General features: G+C 59.9%; 19 protein-coding genes. 1 reads left to right on the forward strand and 18 read right to left on the reverse strand.

What is annotated here, in order from left to right; all coding sequences use genetic code 11:
* The first annotated feature begins 203 nt into the window (after positions 1–203).
* The gene (gene leuA / locus AB4Z35_RS01310; RefSeq protein WP_007994867.1) at positions 204–1,883 is read left to right on the forward strand and encodes a 2-isopropylmalate synthase; all 1,680 of its coding nucleotides are present in this window, start codon (positions 204–206) and stop codon (positions 1,881–1,883) included.
* 185 nt (positions 1,884–2,068) lie between these two features.
* On the opposite strand, the gene AB4Z35_RS01315 is transcribed toward leuA, so the two are convergent.
* The 18 genes from AB4Z35_RS01315 to AB4Z35_RS01400 all read right to left on the reverse strand — a co-directional run bounded on the left by AB4Z35_RS01315 (position 2,069) and on the right by AB4Z35_RS01400 (position 18,623).
* Complete coding sequence (locus AB4Z35_RS01315; protein ID WP_442095758.1) at positions 2,069–2,860, reverse strand: amidohydrolase; 792 nt, start codon at positions 2,858–2,860, stop codon at positions 2,069–2,071.
* Positions 2,848–3,996, reverse strand: a complete 1,149-nt coding sequence (locus AB4Z35_RS01320; protein WP_442095759.1) for a pyridoxal phosphate-dependent aminotransferase — start codon at positions 3,994–3,996, stop codon at positions 2,848–2,850. Before AB4Z35_RS01320 ends, AB4Z35_RS01315 begins: the two co-directional genes overlap by 13 nt.
* A 122-nt stretch (positions 3,997–4,118) precedes the next feature.
* On the reverse strand, positions 4,119–5,588 hold the full coding sequence (gene der, locus AB4Z35_RS01325) for a ribosome biogenesis GTPase Der (RefSeq protein WP_057716294.1): 1,470 nt from the start codon (positions 5,586–5,588) through the stop codon (positions 4,119–4,121).
* Between the two features lie 218 nt (positions 5,589–5,806).
* Complete coding sequence (gene bamB / locus AB4Z35_RS01330) at positions 5,807–6,958, reverse strand: outer membrane protein assembly factor BamB (protein WP_033052048.1); 1,152 nt, start codon at positions 6,956–6,958, stop codon at positions 5,807–5,809.
* On the reverse strand, positions 6,951–7,592 hold the full coding sequence (locus AB4Z35_RS01335) for a tetratricopeptide repeat protein (RefSeq protein WP_442095760.1): 642 nt from the start codon (positions 7,590–7,592) through the stop codon (positions 6,951–6,953). Before AB4Z35_RS01335 ends, bamB begins: the two co-directional genes overlap by 8 nt.
* Before the next feature lie 41 nt (positions 7,593–7,633).
* Positions 7,634–8,923 carry a histidine--tRNA ligase gene (hisS, locus tag AB4Z35_RS01340; protein ID WP_007982764.1) on the reverse strand — a complete coding sequence of 430 codons (1,290 nt, stop codon included), beginning with the start codon at positions 8,921–8,923 and terminating at the stop codon, positions 7,634–7,636.
* Positions 8,924–8,961: 38 nt separating this feature from the next.
* Positions 8,962–10,071, reverse strand: a complete 1,110-nt coding sequence (ispG, locus tag AB4Z35_RS01345; protein ID WP_003185136.1) for a flavodoxin-dependent (E)-4-hydroxy-3-methylbut-2-enyl-diphosphate synthase — start codon at positions 10,069–10,071, stop codon at positions 8,962–8,964.
* Positions 10,072–10,074: 3 nt separating this feature from the next.
* Positions 10,075–11,100 carry a RodZ domain-containing protein gene (locus tag AB4Z35_RS01350; protein ID WP_442095761.1) on the reverse strand — a complete coding sequence of 342 codons (1,026 nt, stop codon included), beginning with the start codon at positions 11,098–11,100 and terminating at the stop codon, positions 10,075–10,077.
* Complete coding sequence (pilW, locus tag AB4Z35_RS01355; protein WP_007998667.1) at positions 11,100–11,858, reverse strand: type IV pilus biogenesis/stability protein PilW; 759 nt, start codon at positions 11,856–11,858, stop codon at positions 11,100–11,102. The genes AB4Z35_RS01350 and pilW overlap by 1 nt, the downstream gene beginning before the upstream one ends.
* 16 nt (positions 11,859–11,874) lie before the next feature.
* Positions 11,875–13,017 (reverse strand): 23S rRNA (adenine(2503)-C(2))-methyltransferase RlmN, encoded by a 1,143-nt coding sequence (rlmN, locus tag AB4Z35_RS01360; RefSeq protein WP_442095762.1) that lies wholly within the window; start codon positions 13,015–13,017, stop codon positions 11,875–11,877.
* A gap of 28 nt (positions 13,018–13,045) precedes the next feature.
* A complete protein-coding gene (ndk, locus tag AB4Z35_RS01365; protein ID WP_007903599.1) occupies positions 13,046–13,471 on the reverse strand; it encodes a nucleoside-diphosphate kinase in 426 nt (141 codons plus the stop codon).
* An 88-nt stretch (positions 13,472–13,559) separates the two neighbouring features.
* A complete protein-coding gene (gene iscX, locus AB4Z35_RS01370) occupies positions 13,560–13,760 on the reverse strand; it encodes a Fe-S cluster assembly protein IscX (RefSeq protein WP_007982753.1) in 201 nt (66 codons plus the stop codon).
* A gap of 14 nt (positions 13,761–13,774) precedes the next feature.
* Positions 13,775–14,116 (reverse strand): ISC system 2Fe-2S type ferredoxin, encoded by a 342-nt coding sequence (gene fdx / locus AB4Z35_RS01375; RefSeq protein WP_007982752.1) that lies wholly within the window; start codon positions 14,114–14,116, stop codon positions 13,775–13,777.
* Between the two features lie 2 nt (positions 14,117–14,118).
* The gene (gene hscA, locus AB4Z35_RS01380; RefSeq protein WP_108228045.1) at positions 14,119–15,981 is read right to left on the reverse strand and encodes a Fe-S protein assembly chaperone HscA; all 1,863 of its coding nucleotides are present in this window, start codon (positions 15,979–15,981) and stop codon (positions 14,119–14,121) included.
* 51 nt (positions 15,982–16,032) lie between these two features.
* Positions 16,033–16,554, reverse strand: a complete 522-nt coding sequence (gene hscB, locus AB4Z35_RS01385; RefSeq protein WP_007982749.1) for a co-chaperone HscB — start codon at positions 16,552–16,554, stop codon at positions 16,033–16,035.
* Positions 16,555–16,562: 8 nt separating this feature from the next.
* Positions 16,563–16,886 (reverse strand): iron-sulfur cluster assembly protein IscA, encoded by a 324-nt coding sequence (gene iscA / locus AB4Z35_RS01390; RefSeq protein ID WP_003227904.1) that lies wholly within the window; start codon positions 16,884–16,886, stop codon positions 16,563–16,565.
* A gap of 34 nt (positions 16,887–16,920) precedes the next feature.
* Entirely contained in the window at positions 16,921–17,307 is a 387-nt protein-coding gene (iscU, locus tag AB4Z35_RS01395; protein WP_007982746.1) for a Fe-S cluster assembly scaffold IscU, read from the reverse strand.
* Positions 17,308–17,408: 101 nt separating this feature from the next.
* Entirely contained in the window at positions 17,409–18,623 is a 1,215-nt protein-coding gene (locus AB4Z35_RS01400) for an IscS subfamily cysteine desulfurase (protein WP_442095763.1), read from the reverse strand.
* Between the last annotated feature and the right edge of the window lie 5 nt (positions 18,624–18,628).

The raw sequence follows: 18,628 nt of genomic DNA on the forward strand, positions 1-18,628 counted from the left end.
TGCCAACCTTCACCCCCGCGGTTAGGGTTGAAGGCATGAAAACCTCTCACACCCTCATTCAGCTCCGCCAGCACCGCAGCCTGTGCCTCGTCAGTGCACGACTGCCGGGCTGAATCGTGGTGCCTCGTCCCAAGCGTTACGCCAAGAACTTTTGATCCACCGGCAGGCCGCCTTTTTTCGGCCCACACAATAAGGATTTCCTGATGAGCATGCTCAAAGACCCGTCTTCGAAATACCGCGCGTTCCCGACCATCGACATTCCGGACCGCACCTGGCCATCGAAAACCATCACCGCCGCACCGATCTGGTGCAGCTCCGACCTGCGCGACGGCAACCAGTCGCTGATCGAACCGATGGACGCGGTCAAGAAGCTGCGCTTCTGGAAAACCCTGGTTCAGGTCGGCGTGAAAGAAATCGAAGCGTCGTTCCCGGCCGCCTCGCAAACCGACTTCGACTTCGTTCGCACCCTGATCGAAGGCAACCACATCCCGGACGACACCACCATCCAGGTGCTGACCCAGGGCCGTGAAGACCTGATCGAGCGCACTTTCGAATCCCTGCGCGGCGCGAAGAAAGCCATCGTTCACCTGTACAACGCGACCTCCCCTTCCTTCCGCCGCATTGTCTTCAACCAGGACAAGGACGGGGTCAAGGCCATCGCCGTGAACGCCGCCAAACTGTTCGTCAAGTACGCGGCCATGCAGCCGGACACCGAGTGGACCTTCGAATACTCGCCAGAAACCTTCAGCGCCACCGAACTGGAGTTCGCCAAGGAAGTCTGCGATGCGGTGATCGAAGTCTGGAACCCGACGCCCGAGCACAAGATGATCCTCAACCTGCCGGCCACCGTCGAATGCGCGACGCCGAACATCTATGCCGACCAGATCGAATGGTTCGGCCGTCACATCAACCGTCGTGACAGCGTGATCATCAGCCTGCACACCCACAACGACCGTGGCACTGGCGTTGCCGCGACCGAACTGGGGCTGATGGCTGGCGCCGACCGTGTCGAAGGCTGCCTGTTCGGCAACGGCGAGCGTACCGGTAACGTCGACCTCGTGACCGTGGCCCTGAACCTCTACACCCAGGGCGTGAACCCTGAACTGGACTTTTCCGACATCGACGGCGTGCGCAAAGTCGTCGAAGAGTGCAACCAGATCCAGGTGCACCCGCGTCACCCGTACGTCGGCGACCTGGTGCATACCGCGTTCTCCGGCTCGCACCAGGATGCGATCCGCAAGGGCTTTGCCCAGCAGAAACCGGACGAGTTGTGGGAAGTACCGTACCTGCCAATCGACCCGGCCGACATCGGCCGCAGCTACGAGGCGGTCATCCGCGTCAACAGCCAGTCGGGCAAGGGTGGTATCGCCTACCTGCTGGAACAGGAATATGGCATCAGCCTGCCGCGTCGCATGCAGATCGAGTTCAGCCAGGTCGTGCAACGTGAAACCGACCGCCTGGGCCTGGAAATGACCGCCCAGCAAATCCACGCGCTGCTGTACAGCGAGTACTTGCAGGCCAACACCCCGTACGCGCTGGTCAGCCATCGCCTGCAGGAAGAGAACGGCCACAGCGCGGTGGAAGTCGAAGTCGCCAGCCAAGGCCAGGGCGAAACCAACCTGCACTGGCGCGGCAAGGGCAACGGCGCCCTCGAAGCGCTGGTGGCAGGCCTGCCGGTACCGGTGGAAATCATGGACTACAACGAGCACGCCATCGGCGCGGGCACCAATGCCAAGGCCGCGGCCTACATTGAACTGCGTGTGAACGGTGAACGTGCGGTGCATGGTGTCGGCATCGACGAAAACATCACCACCGCCAGCTTCAAGGCCCTGTTCAGCGCCCTGAACCGCTCGCTGAGCCAGCCGGAAGCGAAAGCGGCGTAAGCTGTTAGCCGAAAAGCAAAAGGCCCCGGGGTGTGAACCTTGGGGCCTTTTAGTTTGCCTGCTTGTTTTTTGTTGTCTGAACCGGCCCCTTCGCGGGCAAGCCCGCTCCCACATTGTCCGTGTTCACACTAACCACTGTGGGAGCGGGCTTGCCCGCGAAGGGGCCATGTCAGGCAGCGAAAATCTCAGGTGAATTCAAAGGTATCGGCATCCAGATTCGCCGGAAACCGCTGCCGATATGCGGCCAGCTCTGCCGCATCCAGCGTCACCTTGAACACCCCGTCAGCCTCCCCCGCACTGAGCAATGTCTCACCCTGGAAATCCAGTACCTGGCTGTCACCCGTATACGCAAAGCCTTTGCCATCCGTGCCAATGCGGTTCACCGCCGCCACATAGCACAGGTTCTCGATCGCCCGTGCCGGCAACAAACGATTCCAGTGCTGGCGCCGGGCGCCTGGCCAATTGGCGGTGTACAGCAGCAGATCCGTGTCCTGGGCGTCACGACTCCACACCGGGAAGCGCAAGTCGTAGCAAATCAGCGGCCGCACTCGCCAGCCCTTGAGCTCGAACTGCACCTGGCGGTCGCCGGGGGTGTAGTGGTTGTGCTCGCCGGCCATGCGGAACAGGTGACGCTTGTCGTAGTGCAACACTTCGCCGTCCGGACGCGCCCACAGCAGACGATTGCGGTGACTGCCGTCGGCGGCTTGAACGATCACGCTACCGGTGATCACCGCATCCAGCTTCGCCGCCTGAACCCGCAGCCACTTGCTGGTGGGACCGTTTTCCGGCTCGGCGAGCGTCTCGGATTCCATGGAGAATCCAGTGGTAAACATCTCCGGCAGGATGATCAGGTCAGCGCCGCGAGCCTGCTCCAGCAACAGTTCGAAATGCTCCAGGTTAGCCTGACGGTCGTGCCAGGCCAGGGACGTCTGGATCAGCGCCACGTTCAAATTGGGCAATGCACTCAGATCACGCATAGTTTTTCCGCTGCCTCACGCAGGGTCTCCTCGCGCTTGGCAAAGCACAGCCGCACCAGGCGCTGGCCGACCGGTGGCGTCTGGTAGAACACCGAGATCGGGATACTCGCCACGCCATGCTCGCGCGTCATCCACAGGGCCATCTCGACGTCATTGAGGTCCGGACGGATCTGCGAGTAATCGACCAACTGGAAATAGGTGCCGGTCACCCGGGTGAAACTGAAACGCGACGGCGCCAGCAGATCGCAGAACAGATCGCGCTTGGCCTGATAGAAACCCGGCAGCTCTTCCACGTGCTCGGGATGCTCGGCCATAAAATCGGCCAAGGCATATTGCAGCGGCGTCACACCACAGAAATTGACGTACTGGTGCACCTTGCGCAATTCCGCCGTCAGGGCCGGTGGTGCGACCACGTAGCCAGTTTTCCAGCCTGTGACGTGGTAGGTCTTGCCGAACGAACTGACCACGAATGCACGCTGATACAGTTCCTCATGGGCCAGCACGCTGACGTGGGGCACACCGTCAAACACCAGGTGCTCGTAGACTTCGTCGCTGATCACATAAATGTCGCGATCGCGGATCAATGCGGCCAACTGATCGAGTTCGGCACGGCTGATCAGTGCGCCGCTGGGGTTGTGCGGGGCGTTGAGAATGATCATCCGCGTGCGCGGGCTGAGTGCCTGGGCAAGCTTCTCGAAGTCGATGCTGAAATCGTTCAGGCCCAGTTGCACATGCACGCAACGACCACCGGCAAGCTCCACCGAAGGTTCGTAACTGTCGTACGCCGGGTCAAATACGATGACTTCGTCACCGCTGTGGATAACCGCCTGAATGGCACAGAAAATCGCCTCGGTCGCGCCGGGGGTGACCGTCACTTCAGTATCCACATCCACCTGCGCGCCATAACTGCGGGCGATCTTCGCCGCGATCTGCTGACGCAACACCGGCAGCCCGGTCATTGGCGAATATTGATTATGGCCGCTGGCGATATGCCGGCCAACCGCATCGCACAGGGCCTGCGGGGCCGCGAAATCGGGAAAGCCCTGGGACAGATTGAGCGCGCCGGTCTGTGCCGCGAGCTGAGACATCTGAGTGAAGATAGTGATGCCGACATTCGGCAGCTTGCTGGTGATCATCGGTGGTTCCCTGCTCTACACCCGGCTCTACGGCGGCGCGGGGGAGTCCGAGGATAGCCCAAACGGCAGGCATGAAAAAGGGCGCCATTGGCGCCCTTTCCATCCCACGGGAAAAACCTCGATCAGCGCTTGTCGCGACGCTTCTTGTCGGCCTTCTTGTGGTGCGACATCAAGCGACGCTTCTTGTTGACCTGACGGTCGGTGAGCGTGTTCTTGTTGCCTTCGTACGGGTTCTCGCCGCCCTTGAACTCGATGCGGATCGGCGTACCGACCAGCTTCAGCACACGACGGTAAGTGTTTTCCAGATAGCGCACGTAAGACTTCGGCACCTTCTCGATCTGGTTGCCGTGGATCACGATGATCGGCGGGTTCGCACCACCAAGGTGAGCGTAACGCAGCTTGATCCGGCGGCTGTTGACCATCGGCGGCTGGTGCTCGCTGACCGCATCTTCGAGGATCTGGGTCAGGCGGCTCGTCGGCCAGCGGGTGACCGCGGACTTGAACGAGTTCTGTACCGAGGCGTAGAGGTTGCCCACGCCAGTGCCGTGCAGGGCCGAGATAAAGTGAATATCGGCAAACTCGACGAAGAACAGGCGACGCTGCAATTCGATCTTGACGAAGTCGCGCTCGCTCGGCGTCATGCCGTCCCACTTGTTGATCGCGATGACCAACGCACGACCGGCCTCAAGGGCAAAGCCCAGCAGGTTGAGGTCGTGATCGACCACACCTTCGCGGGCGTCCATCACAAAGATCACCACGTTGGCGTCTTTGATCGCTTGCAGGGTTTTGACCACGGAGAACTTTTCGACTTCTTCGTGGATCTTGCCGCGCTTGCGCACACCGGCGGTGTCGATCAGCGTGTACTTCTCGTCGTTACGCTCGAACGGGATGTAGATACTGTCGCGGGTGGTGCCGGGTTGGTCGTAGACGATTACCCGGTCTTCCCCGAGCATGCGGTTGACCAGGGTCGACTTGCCGACGTTCGGCCGGCCGATGATCGCGATCTTGATCCCGTCTTTTTCGCTTGGGCCAGGAATGCGCTTGGCTTCCTCGCCTTCGGCGACGTCTTCTTCCTCGCCTTCTTCCAACTCGTCTTCGTCTTTCGGGAAGTCACTCAGTGCGATTTCCAGCAACTGGGTGATACCACGGCCGTGGGCACCGGCGATCGGGATCGCATGGCCCATGCCCAACGGGGCGAATTCGGCGCGGGCCATTTCCGGGTCGATGTTGTCGACCTTGTTGGCCACCACGTGGGAACGCTTGTTACGTTTGCGCAAATGCTCGGCGATCATCTGGTCGGCGGCGGTGAAACCGGCCTTGGCATCTACCAGGAACAGAACGACATCTGCTTCTTCAATGGCCAGCAGCGACTGCTCGGCCATCTTTTCGTCCATACCGTGCTCGTCACCGGAGATACCGCCGGTGTCGATCAAAATGTAGGAACGCCCTTGCCACTTGGCCTCACCGTACTGGCGATCACGGGTCAGACCGGACAAGTCGCCGACGATGGCGTCACGAGTCCTGGTCAGGCGGTTGAACAAGGTGGACTTGCCGACGTTCGGTCGGCCCACCAGGGCGATTACGGGAACCATGCGGCTCTCCACTTCGTTATTTCAGAAAATACAAAAGCCGCTGCGAGGCAGCGGCTGGTGCTCGGGGGCAACACTGTGGGAGCGGGCTTGCTCGCGAAAACCGTAACAGCACCGTGTTTATCCAGGCTGTACGCGTCATCGTTGCCGCCCTTCGCCCGCACGCCCGCTCCCACAAGTGAAGCAGCCTGGGGTGGTTAACCCCAAGCATAGTCAAACCTTTACTTTATGGTCAGGGCTTCCAGTTTGCCGCTGTTGCCATACACATAAATCGTGTCACCCACCACCAGCGGACGGGCACGCAGGCCGTCGCTGTCGATGCGTTCACGGCCGACGAATCGACCGTCCACCTGACTCAGCAGGTGCAGGTAACCTTCCAGGTCACCGACTGCAACGTAACTGGAGAACACTTCCGGGGCCGACAGTTGACGACGGGCCAGCGAATCGTTGCTCCACAAGGCCGAGGTAGAACGCTCGTCGACGCCTTCAACGGTGCCCGAAGACAGGCTCACATAAACGGAGCCCAAACCCTGGGCGACACCGGCGTAGCTGGAAGCATCACGCTGCCAGAGCTGACGGCCGCTTTGCAGGTCCAGTGCGGCAACGCGCCCTTGATAGCTGGCGACATACAGTGTCCCGCCCGACAGCAGCAAGCCACCGTCGATATCGACCACACGCTCCAGCTCCGAACGACCTTGCGGGATCGCTACGCGCTGTTCCCACACCGGCACGCCGTTGGAGATATCCACGGCAACCACTTTACCGGTCGACAGGCCAGCCACCGCGAGGCGGTTGGTCACGATCGGCGCACTGGTACCACGCAGGGTCAGTACTGCAGGCGTGCTGTCATAGATCCAGCGGCGGTTACCGGTGGAGGCATCCAGGCCGATCAGACGATCGTCCTGGGTCTGAACCACCACAACGTCACCGTTGTTGGCTGGCGGAGCCAGCACTTCGCTGGACACGCGAGCGCGCCACTTTTCTTCGCCGTTGATGGCGTCCAGGGCAACGATTTCACCCTTGAGCGTACCGATCATGACCAGACCGTAACCAACGCCAACAGCGCCGGAAACAGGCAGTTCGAGATCTTTCTTCCATTTGACGTCGCCCGTGTTGCGGTCCATCGCCATCAACACGCCAGTGACGTCCGCGGCGTAGATGGTTTCGCCATCGATGGCCGGAACCAGCATGTTGTAGGTTTCGCCCTGACCGTCACCGATCGAACGACTCCACTGCTTGTGCAGAACCACTTCTTCCTTGAAGTCGACCAGTTCGGCCGGGGGCAGTTCTTTTTTGCTGTTGCTGCTGCAACCCGCGGCCAACAAGGCCAGAGCCAGCAATGCTGCATGTTTCCAACGAATCACGTCACGCATCCCCTTTGGCCAGGTCGTCCAGCTTGATTTGCAGGCCACCGACCGCCGCTTCATCCGACAGTGCCGCCTTGGCTTTTTGATACGCCGCGCTCGCCTCATCGGTACGACCCAACTGCACCAGCAGGTCGCCCTTGAGCTCTTCGCGGGTGGCCAGGAATGCCTTGTCGGCATCGCCTTCAAGCAGCTTCAGTGCTTCGTCAGCCTTGTTCTGCGCACCCAATACCTGGGCCAGACGCTGACGGGCGATTTCGCCCAGCGCCGGGTTGGCCGGTTTGCCGACAATGGCTTTCAGCTCGCTGGCCGCGTCGTCCAGCTTGCCGCTGTCCACCGCCACTTTGGCCACGAACAGGCTGCCGTACTGCGCGTAGGCGCTGCCGCCGAACTCGCTGTTGAGCTTGCCGGCCAGGTCCGAAACACGGGCCGCATCAGGCTTGCCGTCAGGCGTCAGCGTGGTTTCGAGCAATTGCTGATAGAGAATCGAGGCGCCTTGCGACTGATTGCTCTGATACTTGTGGAACGCCTGCCAGCCGAACACGATGACCAGCGCCAACAGGCCGCCAGTAACCAGGGGCTTACCGTTGCGTGACCACCATTCCTTCAATTCCGCCACATGTTCGTCTTCGGTACTCGACACCCCAATACTCCTTAATCGCTAATTCGGCTGTTTAGACAGCTTCAATCCTGCACGACGCAGGTGGCCAGGTGAGCGGCAAGCGCATCCCAGGCAATGCTTTGTTGTTCGCCCTGGCCACGCAGGGGTTTGAAACCTACCACTTGCTGGGCCATTTCGTCGTCACCGAGGATCAGCGCGTACAGCGCACCGCTCTTGTCGGCCTTCTTGAACTGGCTTTTGAAACTGCCGGCGCCGGCATTCACTTGCAGGCGCAGGTTGGGCAACTGATCGCGAACGCGCTCCGCCAGGGTCAGGCCCGCGAGCTCGGCAGCTTCACCGAAGGCGCAGAGGTAGACGTCGACCTGACGGGAGATCTCTTCCGGGATCTGCTCCAGGGTTTCCAGCAACAGCACCAGACGCTCGATGCCCATGGCAAAGCCAACACCGGCGGTCGGCTTGCCACCCATCTGCTCCACCAGACCGTCGTAACGGCCACCGGCACACACGGTGCCCTGGGCGCCGAGTTTGTCGGTGACCCATTCGAAAACGGTCTTGCTGTAGTAATCCAGCCCGCGAACCAGCTTCGGGTTGATCACGTATGGAATGCCGGCGGCGTCCAGGCGAGCCTTGAGGCCCTCGAAATGCACGCGGGACTCTTCGTCGAGGTAGTCGGCCATTTTCGGCGCATCGACCAATACCGCCTGGGTGTCGGCGTTCTTGGTATCAAGAACCCGCAGCGGGTTGGTTTTCAGGCGACGCTGGCTGTCTTCGTCGAGCTTGTCCATGTGCGCCGAGAGGTACTCGACCAGCGCTTCACGATAACGGCCACGGGACTCGCTGGTACCCAGGCTGTTCAGTTCGAGCTTGACCGCATCGCGGATGCCCAGTTCGCCCCACAGGCGCCAGGTCAGCACGATCAGCTCGGCGTCGATGTCCGGGCCGTCGAGGTTGAACACTTCGACACCGATCTGGTGGAACTGGCGATAACGGCCTTTCTGCGGACGCTCGTGGCGGAACATCGGGCCGATGTACCAGAGTTTCTGAACCTGGCCACCGCCGGTGATGCCGTGCTCCAGCACCGCGCGCACACAGGCAGCCGTCCCTTCGGGGCGCAGGGTCAGGGAGTCGCCGTTGCGGTCGTCGAAGGTGTACATCTCTTTTTCGACGATGTCGGTCACTTCACCGATGGAGCGCTTGAACAGCTCGGTGAACTCGACGATCGGCATGCGGATCTGCTTGTAACCGTAGTTATCCAGCAGGCGCGAAACAGTGCCTTCGAAATGACGCCACAGGGGGGTCTGTTCGGGCAGGATGTCGTTCATGCCACGAATGGCTTGCAGAGACTTGCTCACTTAAATTCCTTAATTCGTTCGGCTCTTTTTAGCCAGGCTTAGCCGCGCGCAATTACGGCAGCGTCAGCTTCGACCTTCTCGGCCGCTTTCTGACGGATCAAGCGTTCAAGCTCATCCACCAGATTGTCATTCGTCAGTTTCTGCGACGGCTTGCCGTCGATGTAAATCAGGTTTGGCGTACCGCCGGTCAAGCCGATATGGGCTTCCTTGGCTTCGCCCGGGCCGTTGACCACGCAACCGATGACTGCGACATCCAGCGGCACCAGCAAATCTTCGAGGCGCCCTTCCAGCTCGTTCATGGTCTTGACCACATCGAAGTTCTGCCGCGAGCAGCTCGGGCAAGCGATGAAGTTGATGCCACGGGAACGCAGGTGCAGGGATTTGAGAATGTCGTAGCCGACTTTCACTTCCTCGACCGGGTCGGCCGCCAACGAGATGCGGATAGTATCGCCAATCCCTTCGGCGAGCAGCATACCGAGGCCCACGGCAGATTTCACCGTGCCGGAACGCAAACCACCGGCTTCGGTGATACCCAGGTGCAGCGGCTGGACGATTTCCTTGGCCAGCAGGCGGTAGGCTTCGACGGCCATGAACACATCGGAAGCTTTCACGCTGACCTTGAAGTCCTGGAAGTTCAGGCGCTCAAGGTGCTCGACGTGGCGCAAGGCAGACTCGACCAGCGCGGCCGGAGTCGGCTCGCCGTATTTCTTTTGCAGGTCCTTTTCCAGGGAGCCGGCGTTCACGCCGATACGGATCGGGATCCCCCGGTCACGGGCGGCATCGACCACCGCGCGCACGCGGTCTTCGCGACCGATGTTGCCCGGGTTGATCCGCAGGCAATCGACACCCAGTTCAGCTACGCGCAAAGCGATCCGGTAATCGAAGTGAATGTCGGCAACCAAGGGCACCTTGACCAGTTGCTTGATCTTGCCGAAGGCTTCGGCGGCGTCCATGTCCGGTACGGAGACCCGCACGATATCGACGCCGGCTGCTTCCAGGCGATTGATTTGCGCGACAGTGGCCGCGACATCGTTGGTGTCGCTGTTGGTCATGCTCTGCACAGCGATAGGTGCATCGCCGCCAACAGGCACGTTACCGACCCAGATCTTGCGGGATTCGCGACGTTTGATTGGAGATTCGCCGTGCATGACTTATTGACCCAACTTCAGGCGAGCAGTCTCGCCACTGGTGAACGGAGCGACATCAACCGGTTGGCCGTTGTAGCTGACCTGAGCGCCGCGCGCAAAGCCCAGGCGCACGGTAAACGGTGGTTTGCCATTGACTGCCAGGCTGTTGCCCTTGCGCTTGAGACCGCTGAACAGCACCTTGCCGCTACCGTCGGTCACTTGTGTCCAGCAATCGGCGGTGAACTGCATCTGGACCTGGCCTTGACCGGCCACTGGCGCGGTTACCGCTGGAGCCGGAGCGCTCGGCGCTACCGGCGCAGTCACCACCGGGGCCGGGACGGCCGGAGCTGCCGGGGTCGGAGTTGCCGGGGTCACCGGCGTCGCGACAACGGGCGCGGCAGTGTGGGCTGGTGCGGTCGGCGTTGCCGGGGCGGCTGGTGCAGTCGCCTGAGCCTGCTCAGGTGCTTCATCCGGAGTGTCGGCCTGTGGCAGCGCGAGGGCGGTTCCGCCTTCAGTCTGACCTTCCACGACGGCCTGGTCTTCCGGCTCGTCCAGCGGATGAATCTGTGTCGTACCGTCGGCGCCCTCGACTTCAACGTGTTCCGGAGCCAGACCGATCAGGTCCTTGGTGCGCATCGAGGTTTGATCCTGCCACCAGACAAAACCGCCGCCGATCACCGCAATCAGCAACAGCAGGCTGACAATTCGCAAAATGGTGTGGGAAACCCGAACCGGTTCTTCAATACGGCCCAGGCTGTGGACGTTGCTGCCTTGGGAGTCGGTGCCGGTGGATTGATCGAACTGCTGGACCAGAACGGCCTGATCCATGTCGAGCAACTTGGCATAAGCACGAATATAACCGCGGGCAAAGGTATGCCCAGGCAGTTTGTCGAATTGGCCCGCTTCAAGATTGCTCAGGGAATTGACGGTGAGGTTGAGCTTGAGGGCCACTTCGGCCAGCGACCAGCCATTGCTTTCGCGGGCCTGGCGCAGAGTCTCACCAGGGTTAACGCGATTCGCTGCTACAACTTCGGGATGCGCCGCTTTCATCATTGCTCCGACAGGTATTGCTGATATTCCGGCGTACCGGGATAGAGTCGTTTTAGTTGCAGGCCGGCACTTGCGGCCTTGTCGCGATCTTCAAACACTTTTGCCAGTCGAACGCCGAGCAATAGACTACGTGCATTTTGTTCGGCGAGCTGGTTAAACCGGTCGTAGTAATCGCGCGCGGGCACATAATGCCTGTCTTCGTAAGACAACTCAGCCATTTCCAGCAATGCACGTGGTTGTTGGCGATTCAGGCGCAGGGCTTTTTCCAGTTGCTGCCGGGCCAAATCGCGCTGACCGAGCATCGCAGCGGTCATGCCCAGGTTCTCGAACACCCGCGAACGCTCAGGATACAGGGTATCGGCAGCGGCTTGTTCAAAGCGCTCGTAGGCTTCCTTGTAACGTTTCTGCTCGAACAAAAAACTGCCGTAGTTATTGAGGATTCGTGCATCGCCGGGACGGGAAGACAGTGCCTGGCGAAAATGCTCGTCGGCCAGTTCCGGTTCCATCTCGGCCTGGAACACCAACCCCAGCGCCGCATTGGCATCCGGGTCGGAGCCATCCAGCTCCAGCGCTTTTTTCAGCGGAACCTTGGCGCGTTCGGTCATGCCTTGTTGCAAATACCCGATACCGAGTTGCACATACGCCGCACGCGCTTCATCACGGCCCTTGCTGGTCTTCATCGGGTTGTAGTCGCCCGAAAGCACGCAGCCAGCACACAGGCTGGCCAACAGCAAAAGCAGCGCAAAGCGCAGTGACATAGAGATCCTCTCTCGGTTATTCCGCAGCGTTTTGAGTCATATCGTTGTCAGCGTTCAATTCACGCACGGCGATATAACGTTCGCTGCGACGGGTGCGATCCAGCACCTGCCCTACCAATTGACCACAGGCCGCGTCGATGTCTTCACCACGGGTGGTGCGGACAGTGACGTTGAAACCGGCATGATGAAGCTGATCCTGGAAACGACGAATCGCGTTATTGCTCGGACGCTCGTAACCGGAATGCGGGAACGGGTTGAACGGGATCAGGTTGATCTTGCACGGGATGTTCTTGAGCAACTCGATCATTTCCACCGCGTGCTCGACCTTGTCATTGATGTCTTTGAGCAAGGTGTACTCGATGGTCAGCACGCGCTTTTCGCCGAGATTCGACATGTAGCGCTGGCACGACTCGAGCAGCATCTTAAGCGGATATTTCTTGTTGATCGGCACCAATTGGTTACGCAATGCGTCATTCGGTGCGTGCAGGGACAACGCCAGGGAGACGTCGATGTGCTTGGAGAGCTCATCGATCATCGGCACCACGCCGGAGGTCGACAGGGTCACACGGCGCTTGGAAATGCCGTAGCCCAGGTCATCCATCATCAAATGCATGGCCGCGACGACGTTGTCGAAGTTCAGCAGCGGCTCACCCATGCCCATCATCACCACGTTGGTGATGGCACGGTCGACGGTTGCCGGGACGCTGCCAAAGGATTTGTTGGCAATCCACACCTGGCCGATGACTTCGGCGGCGGTAAGGTTGCTGTTGAAGCCTTGCTTGCCGGTGGAGCAGAAACTGCAATCCAGGGCACAGCCTGCCTGGGACGAAACGCACAAGGTGCCGCGCTTGCCCTGGGGAATGTACACGGTCTCGACGCAGCTGCCGGACGCCACGCGCACCACCCACTTGCGGGTGCCGTCGCTGGAGATGTCCTCGCTGACCACTTCCGGACCACGGACCTCGGCAACAGCCTTGAGCTTTTCGCGCAAGGCCTTGCTGACGTTCGTCATGGCGTCGAAATCATCGACACCAAAGTGGTGAATCCATTTCATTACCTGACCGGCACGGAAACGCTTCTCCCCGATTGAGTCGAAGAATTTTTCCATTTCCAGCTGAGTCAGACCCAGCAGGTTAGTTTTTACAGTCGATGTAGTCATGGATTCACCTTCACTCTTAAGCCAATGCTTAGCGAGTGGTTACTTCAGTAGCTGCGAAGAAGTACGAGATTTCGCGAGCGGCAGCGGCTTCGGAGTCCGAACCGTGTACGGCGTTGGCGTCGATGGAGTCAGCGAAGTCAGCACGGATGGTGCCGGCAGCAGCTTCTTTAGGGTTGGTAGCGCCCATCAGCTCACGGTTCAGAGCGATAGCGTTTTCGCCTTCCAGAACCTGAACGACAACCGGACCGGAGATCATGAAAGCAACCAGGTCGTTGAAGAAACCACGAGCGCTGTGCTCAGCGTAGAAGCCTTCAGCTTCGGCTTTGGACAGTTGCTTCAGTTTCGAAGCTACAACGCGCAGGCCAGCTTTTTCGAAACGAGTGGTGATCTCGCCGATCACGTTTTTAGCAACGGCGTCAGGCTTGATGATGGAGAAAGTACGTTGAACAGCCATGGTGTAACTCCAGAAACGGTAATTTACGAAAAATTAAACCCGCGAATTATACGCGGGTTCTCGGGTATTGCCTAACCTGCGGCGTGGCTCAGTCGCGTTCTTCGATCCAGTGGGCCTGAATGGCCTCCAGGATCTTTTCGCCACAATGCTCAGGCTTGTCGTCGAAATCGGGCAATTCCATCACCCATGTACGCAGATCGACGAAGTTGACCGACATAGGGTCCACGTCGGGCTTGCTTTCAGCCAGCTGGATCGCGATCTCCAGCACATCAGTCCACTTGAGTTTCATGACAATTCCTTGAATCAGTGCGCTGCTTCGGCTGCGTGGTTGAGCGAGTACTTCGGAATTTCGACCGTCAGGTCTTCGGTACCGACCTTGGCCTGACAACCCAGGCGCGATTGAGCTTCCAGCCCCCAAGCCTTGTCAAGGTAGTCTTCTTCCAGCTCGTCAGCCTCTTCCAGAGAGTCGAAACCCTCGCGAATGATGCAGTGACAGGTGGTGCAAGCGCAGACGCCACCGCAAGCGCTTTCCATCTCGATGTGGTGCTCATGGGCCAGCTCGAGGATGGACGTACCGGTCTCAGCCTCCACAACCATGCCTTCGGGGCAAAACTTCTCGTGTGGCAGAAAAATGACCTGCGGCATCGTTATTCCTCAATCTCATTCAGGTTGCGCCCCGCCAGCGCGGCTTTCACCGTCGAGTCCAGGCGGCGGGCAGCAAAGGCGTCGGTCACTTGCGACAGACGCTTGGTCTGCTGCTCGATGGCGTAACCATCAGTACCTTTCATCAGTTCGGTCAGTTCCTGCATCTGCATCTCGATGACCATGCGCTCTTCGGCGTCGAGCAGACGATCGCCATCAGCCTCCAGAGCACCCTGCACCGCTTCGATCAGGCGCTGGGCATCGACCTGCTGCTCGCGCAACACGCGGGCAACCTTGTCGTCATTGGCGTGCTGGAACGAGTCCTTGAGCATCCTGGCGATTTCGCCGTCGGTCAGGCCGTAGGACGGCTTGACCTGAATGCTGGCCTCGACGCCCGAACCCAGTTCGCGGGCGGAAACGCTGAGCAGACCATCGGCATCGACCTGGAAGGTCACGCGAATCTTCGCAGCGCCAGCCACCATCGCTGGAATACCGCGCAATTCGAAACGAGCGAGGGAGCGGCAGTCGCTGATCAGCTCGCGCTCACCCTGCAACACATGGATGGCCATGGCCGACTGGCCGTCTTTATAAGTGGTGAAGTCCTGGGCGCGGGCGACGGGAATGGTGGTGTTGCGCGGAATCACCTTCTCCATCAAGCCGCCCATGGTTTCCAGACCAAGGGACAACGGAATCACGTCGAGCAGCAGCAGTTCGCCACCATCACGCTTGTTACCAGCCAGAGTATCGGCCTGGATCGCAGCACCAATGGCCACCACTTGATCCGGATCGATTTCTGTCAGCGGCTGGCGAGCGAAAGCTTCGGCGACGGCTTCACGAACACGAGGCACGCGAGTCGAACCACCGACCATGACCACGGCATGCACGTCTTCCAGCTCGATGCCGGAATCGCGAACGGCGCGACGGCAAGCTTTCAGGCTGCGAGCCACCATCGGCTCGATCAGCGCATTGAAAGCTTCACGGGACAGCTCGGCCTTCCAGTCGCCATAGGCAACTTCAACGGCCGCAGCATCGGTCAGTGCTTCCTTGGCCGCGCAGGCGGTTTGCAGCAAATTGCGCTGCACACCCGGATCGAGGTCAGCGGACAGACCGGCGCCCTCGATGATCCAGCCAGCGATCGCGTGGTCGAAGTCATCGCCACCCAGGGCGCTGTCGCCGCCGGTAGCCAGGACTTCGAAGACACCGCCAGTCAGGCGCAGAATCGAAATATCGAAGGTGCCGCCGCCCAGGTCATAAATGGCGACCAGGCCTTCGGCATGCTGATCCAGACCGTAAGCCACCGCGGCCGCCGTCGGCTCATTGAGCAAGCGCAGCACGTTCAGACCGGCCAGTTTGGCCGCGTCCTTGGTGGCTTGACGTTGGGCATCATCGAAATAGGCCGGAACGGTGATCACCGCGCCCACCAGTTCTCCACCCAGGGTCGCCTCAGCGCGCTGGCGCAGGACCTTGAGGATATCGGCAGAGACTTCGACCGGGCTTTTCGGCCCCTGGATCGTCTCGATGAACGGCATGTGCGACTCGCCGTCAACAAAACGGTACGGCAGTTGCTCGCCCAATTGCTTGACGTCGGACAGACCACGACCCATCAAGCGCTTGACCGACAGCACGGTGTTCAAGGGATCGGTGGCGGCAGCCAGCTTGGCCGACTCGCCGACTTCGACGCGATCGGCGTGGTAGCGCACGGCAGACGGCAGGATGACCCGCCCTTCTGCGTCAGCCAGAGGTTCGGAAAGACCACTGCGCAATGCAGCGACCAGCGAATTGGTAGTGCCCAAGTCGATCCCCACAGCCAGACGACGCTGGTGCGGTTGAGGACTTTGGCCGGGTTCGGCGATCTGCAGTAGGGCCATCGTTATCAGGACTTATCTGTATATCAGGCGTGCGACCGGAGCGGCACTGGGTTAATCGTCGAGGCGCTCTTCTAACTGGCGCACTTCGTAAGTGAGCTTGTCGAGGAACTGCATGCGCCGCATCAGGCGTTCGGCCCGTTCGCGTTGCGCTGCATCGTTCCAGCAAGCTGCGAAGCTTTGGTTCAGTTCATCCTGGGCTGCCTTCAGGCGGCGCTTGAAGACGGCAACGCCATTGAGGTCGGCGCTGTCCTGCAGGTCTTCGAGCTCTTCGCGCAACTCCATCTGTTGCAGCAGGAACTCCGGATCATGCACCGTGACTTCCAGCGGCAGCTCGCCACCATTCAAGGCGAGCAGGTAGCGCGCGCGCTTGGGCGGACTCTTGAGCGTCTGGTAGGCCTCGTTGAGGCTCGCCGATTGCTCCAGGGCCAACCGTTGTTCGCGTTCGGAAGCGTCGGCAAAGCGGTCCGGATGAACACCGCGCGCCAGCTCGCGATAGCGCGTAGCCAGCTGATCGAGGTCCAGGTTAAAACTCGGTTGCAGCTCGAATAAAGCGAAATGACAAGGAGTACCCACGACAAGCCTCAGATGTTGAAGCTTTCGCCGCAGCCACATTCACCGCGTACGTTGGGGTTGTTGAACTTGAAGCCTTCGTTCAACCCTTCCTTGACGAAATCGAGCTCGGTGCCGTCCAGGTAGGCCAGGCTTTTCGGGTCGATGATCACTTTTTCGCCGTGACTCTCGAACACCTGATCCTCTGCAACCACCTCGTCGACAAACTCCAGCACGTAGGCAAGGCCGGAACAGCCTGTGGTGCGAACACCCAGACGAATCCCTTCACCTTTGCCGCGCCCGTCGAGGGAGCGCCGCACGTGTCGAGCAGCCGCTTCTGTCATGCTGATAGCCATCGGTGACTCCTTACTCGTCGCCAAAACTCGAAAATCAGATCAAGCCTTTCTTCTGCTTGTAATCGCGAACAGCCGCCTTGATGGCGTCTTCAGCGAGTACCGAGCAGTGGATTTTCACTGGCGGCAGGGCCAGTTCTTCAGCCAGTTGAGTGTTCTTGATGGTTTCTGCTTCGTCCAGGGTCTTGCCCTTCATCCACTCGGTGGCGAGGGAGCTGGAAGCGATAGCCGAACCGCAGCCGTAAGTCTTGAACTTGGCATCTTCGATGATGCCGGCGTCGTTGACCTTGATCTGCAGGCGCATCACGTCGCCGCACGCCGGAGCGCCGACCATGCCGGTGCCGACATCAGGATCTTCCGCGTCCATCTTGCCGACGTTGCGCGGGTTTTCGTAGTGGTCGATGACCTTTTCGCTGTAAGACATGATTCTCAATCCTCACTCATCAGGGCCGCTCTTGAGGCCCTGCAGTTACGCTGCGTCAGTCGCCGCGTCGCTACAGGACCTGTATCCGGCGGCTTCTATAGTTAGTGTGCCGCCCACTCGATCTTCGAGATATCGACACCGTCTTTGTACATGTCCCACAGCGGCGACAGAGCTCGCAGCTTGATAACGGCCTCGCAGACTTTCTGCGCGGCGTAGTCGATTTCTTCTTCGGTGGTGAAGCGGCCGAAGGTGAAACGGATCGAACTGTGGGCCAGTTCGTCATTGCGGCCCAGGGCGCGCAGTACGTACGAAGGCTCAAGCGATGCCGAGGTGCAGGCCGAACCGGACGAAACCGCCAGATCCTTGAGCGCCATGATCAGCGACTCGCCTTCAACGTAGTTGAAGCTCAGGTTCAGGTTGTGCGGAACGCGGGCGGTCATGCTGCCGTTGACGTACAGCTCTTCCAGGTGCTCGACCTGCTTGAAGAAACGGTCGCTCAGGGCCTTGATGCGCACGTTCTCGGCAGCCATGTCTTCCTTGGCTACACGGAAAGCTTCGCCCATACCGACGATCTGGTGGGTCGCGAGGGTACCGGAACGCATGCCGCGCTCGTGACCGCCGCCGTGCATGGTCGCTTCGATACGTACGCGCGGCTTGCGGCTTACGTACAGGGCGCCGATGCCTTTAGGACCGTAGGTTTTGTGGGCAGAGAACGACATCATGTCGACTTTCAGCTTCGACAGGTCGATATCGACCTTGCCGGTGGACTGAGCAGCGTCGACGTGGAGCAGGATGCCCCTGGAGCGGGTCAGTTCGCCGATGGCTGCGATGTCGTTGATGGTGCCGATTTCGTTGTTCACGTGCATGACCGAAACCAGGATGGTGTCATCACGCAGTTCTGCTTCGATCATTTCAGGCGTCACCAGGCCATCGGTGCGAGGCTCGATGTAGGTGACTTCAAAACCTTCACGCTCCAGTTGGCGCATGGTGTCGAGGACAGCCTTGTGCTCAATCTTGGTGGTGATCAGGTGCTTGCCCTTGGTGGCATAGAAATGCGCCGCACCCTTGATTGCCAGGTTGTCGGACTCGGTGGCACCGGAGGTCCAGACGATTTCACGCGGATCGGCGTTGACCAGGTCGGCGACCTGACGGCGAGCGTTTTCAACGGACTCTTCGGCCTTCCAGCCGAACACGTGGGAACGGGACGCCGGGTTACCGAAGTTTCCGTCGACCAGCAGGCATTCACTCATTTTTTGCGCAACACGCGGATCAACCGGGGTGGTCGCAGAGTAATCAAGGTAAATCGGCAATTTCATGGACT

Source organism: Pseudomonas sp. KB_15, from assembly GCF_052114525.1.
Taxonomy (GTDB): domain Bacteria; phylum Pseudomonadota; class Gammaproteobacteria; order Pseudomonadales; family Pseudomonadaceae; genus Aquipseudomonas.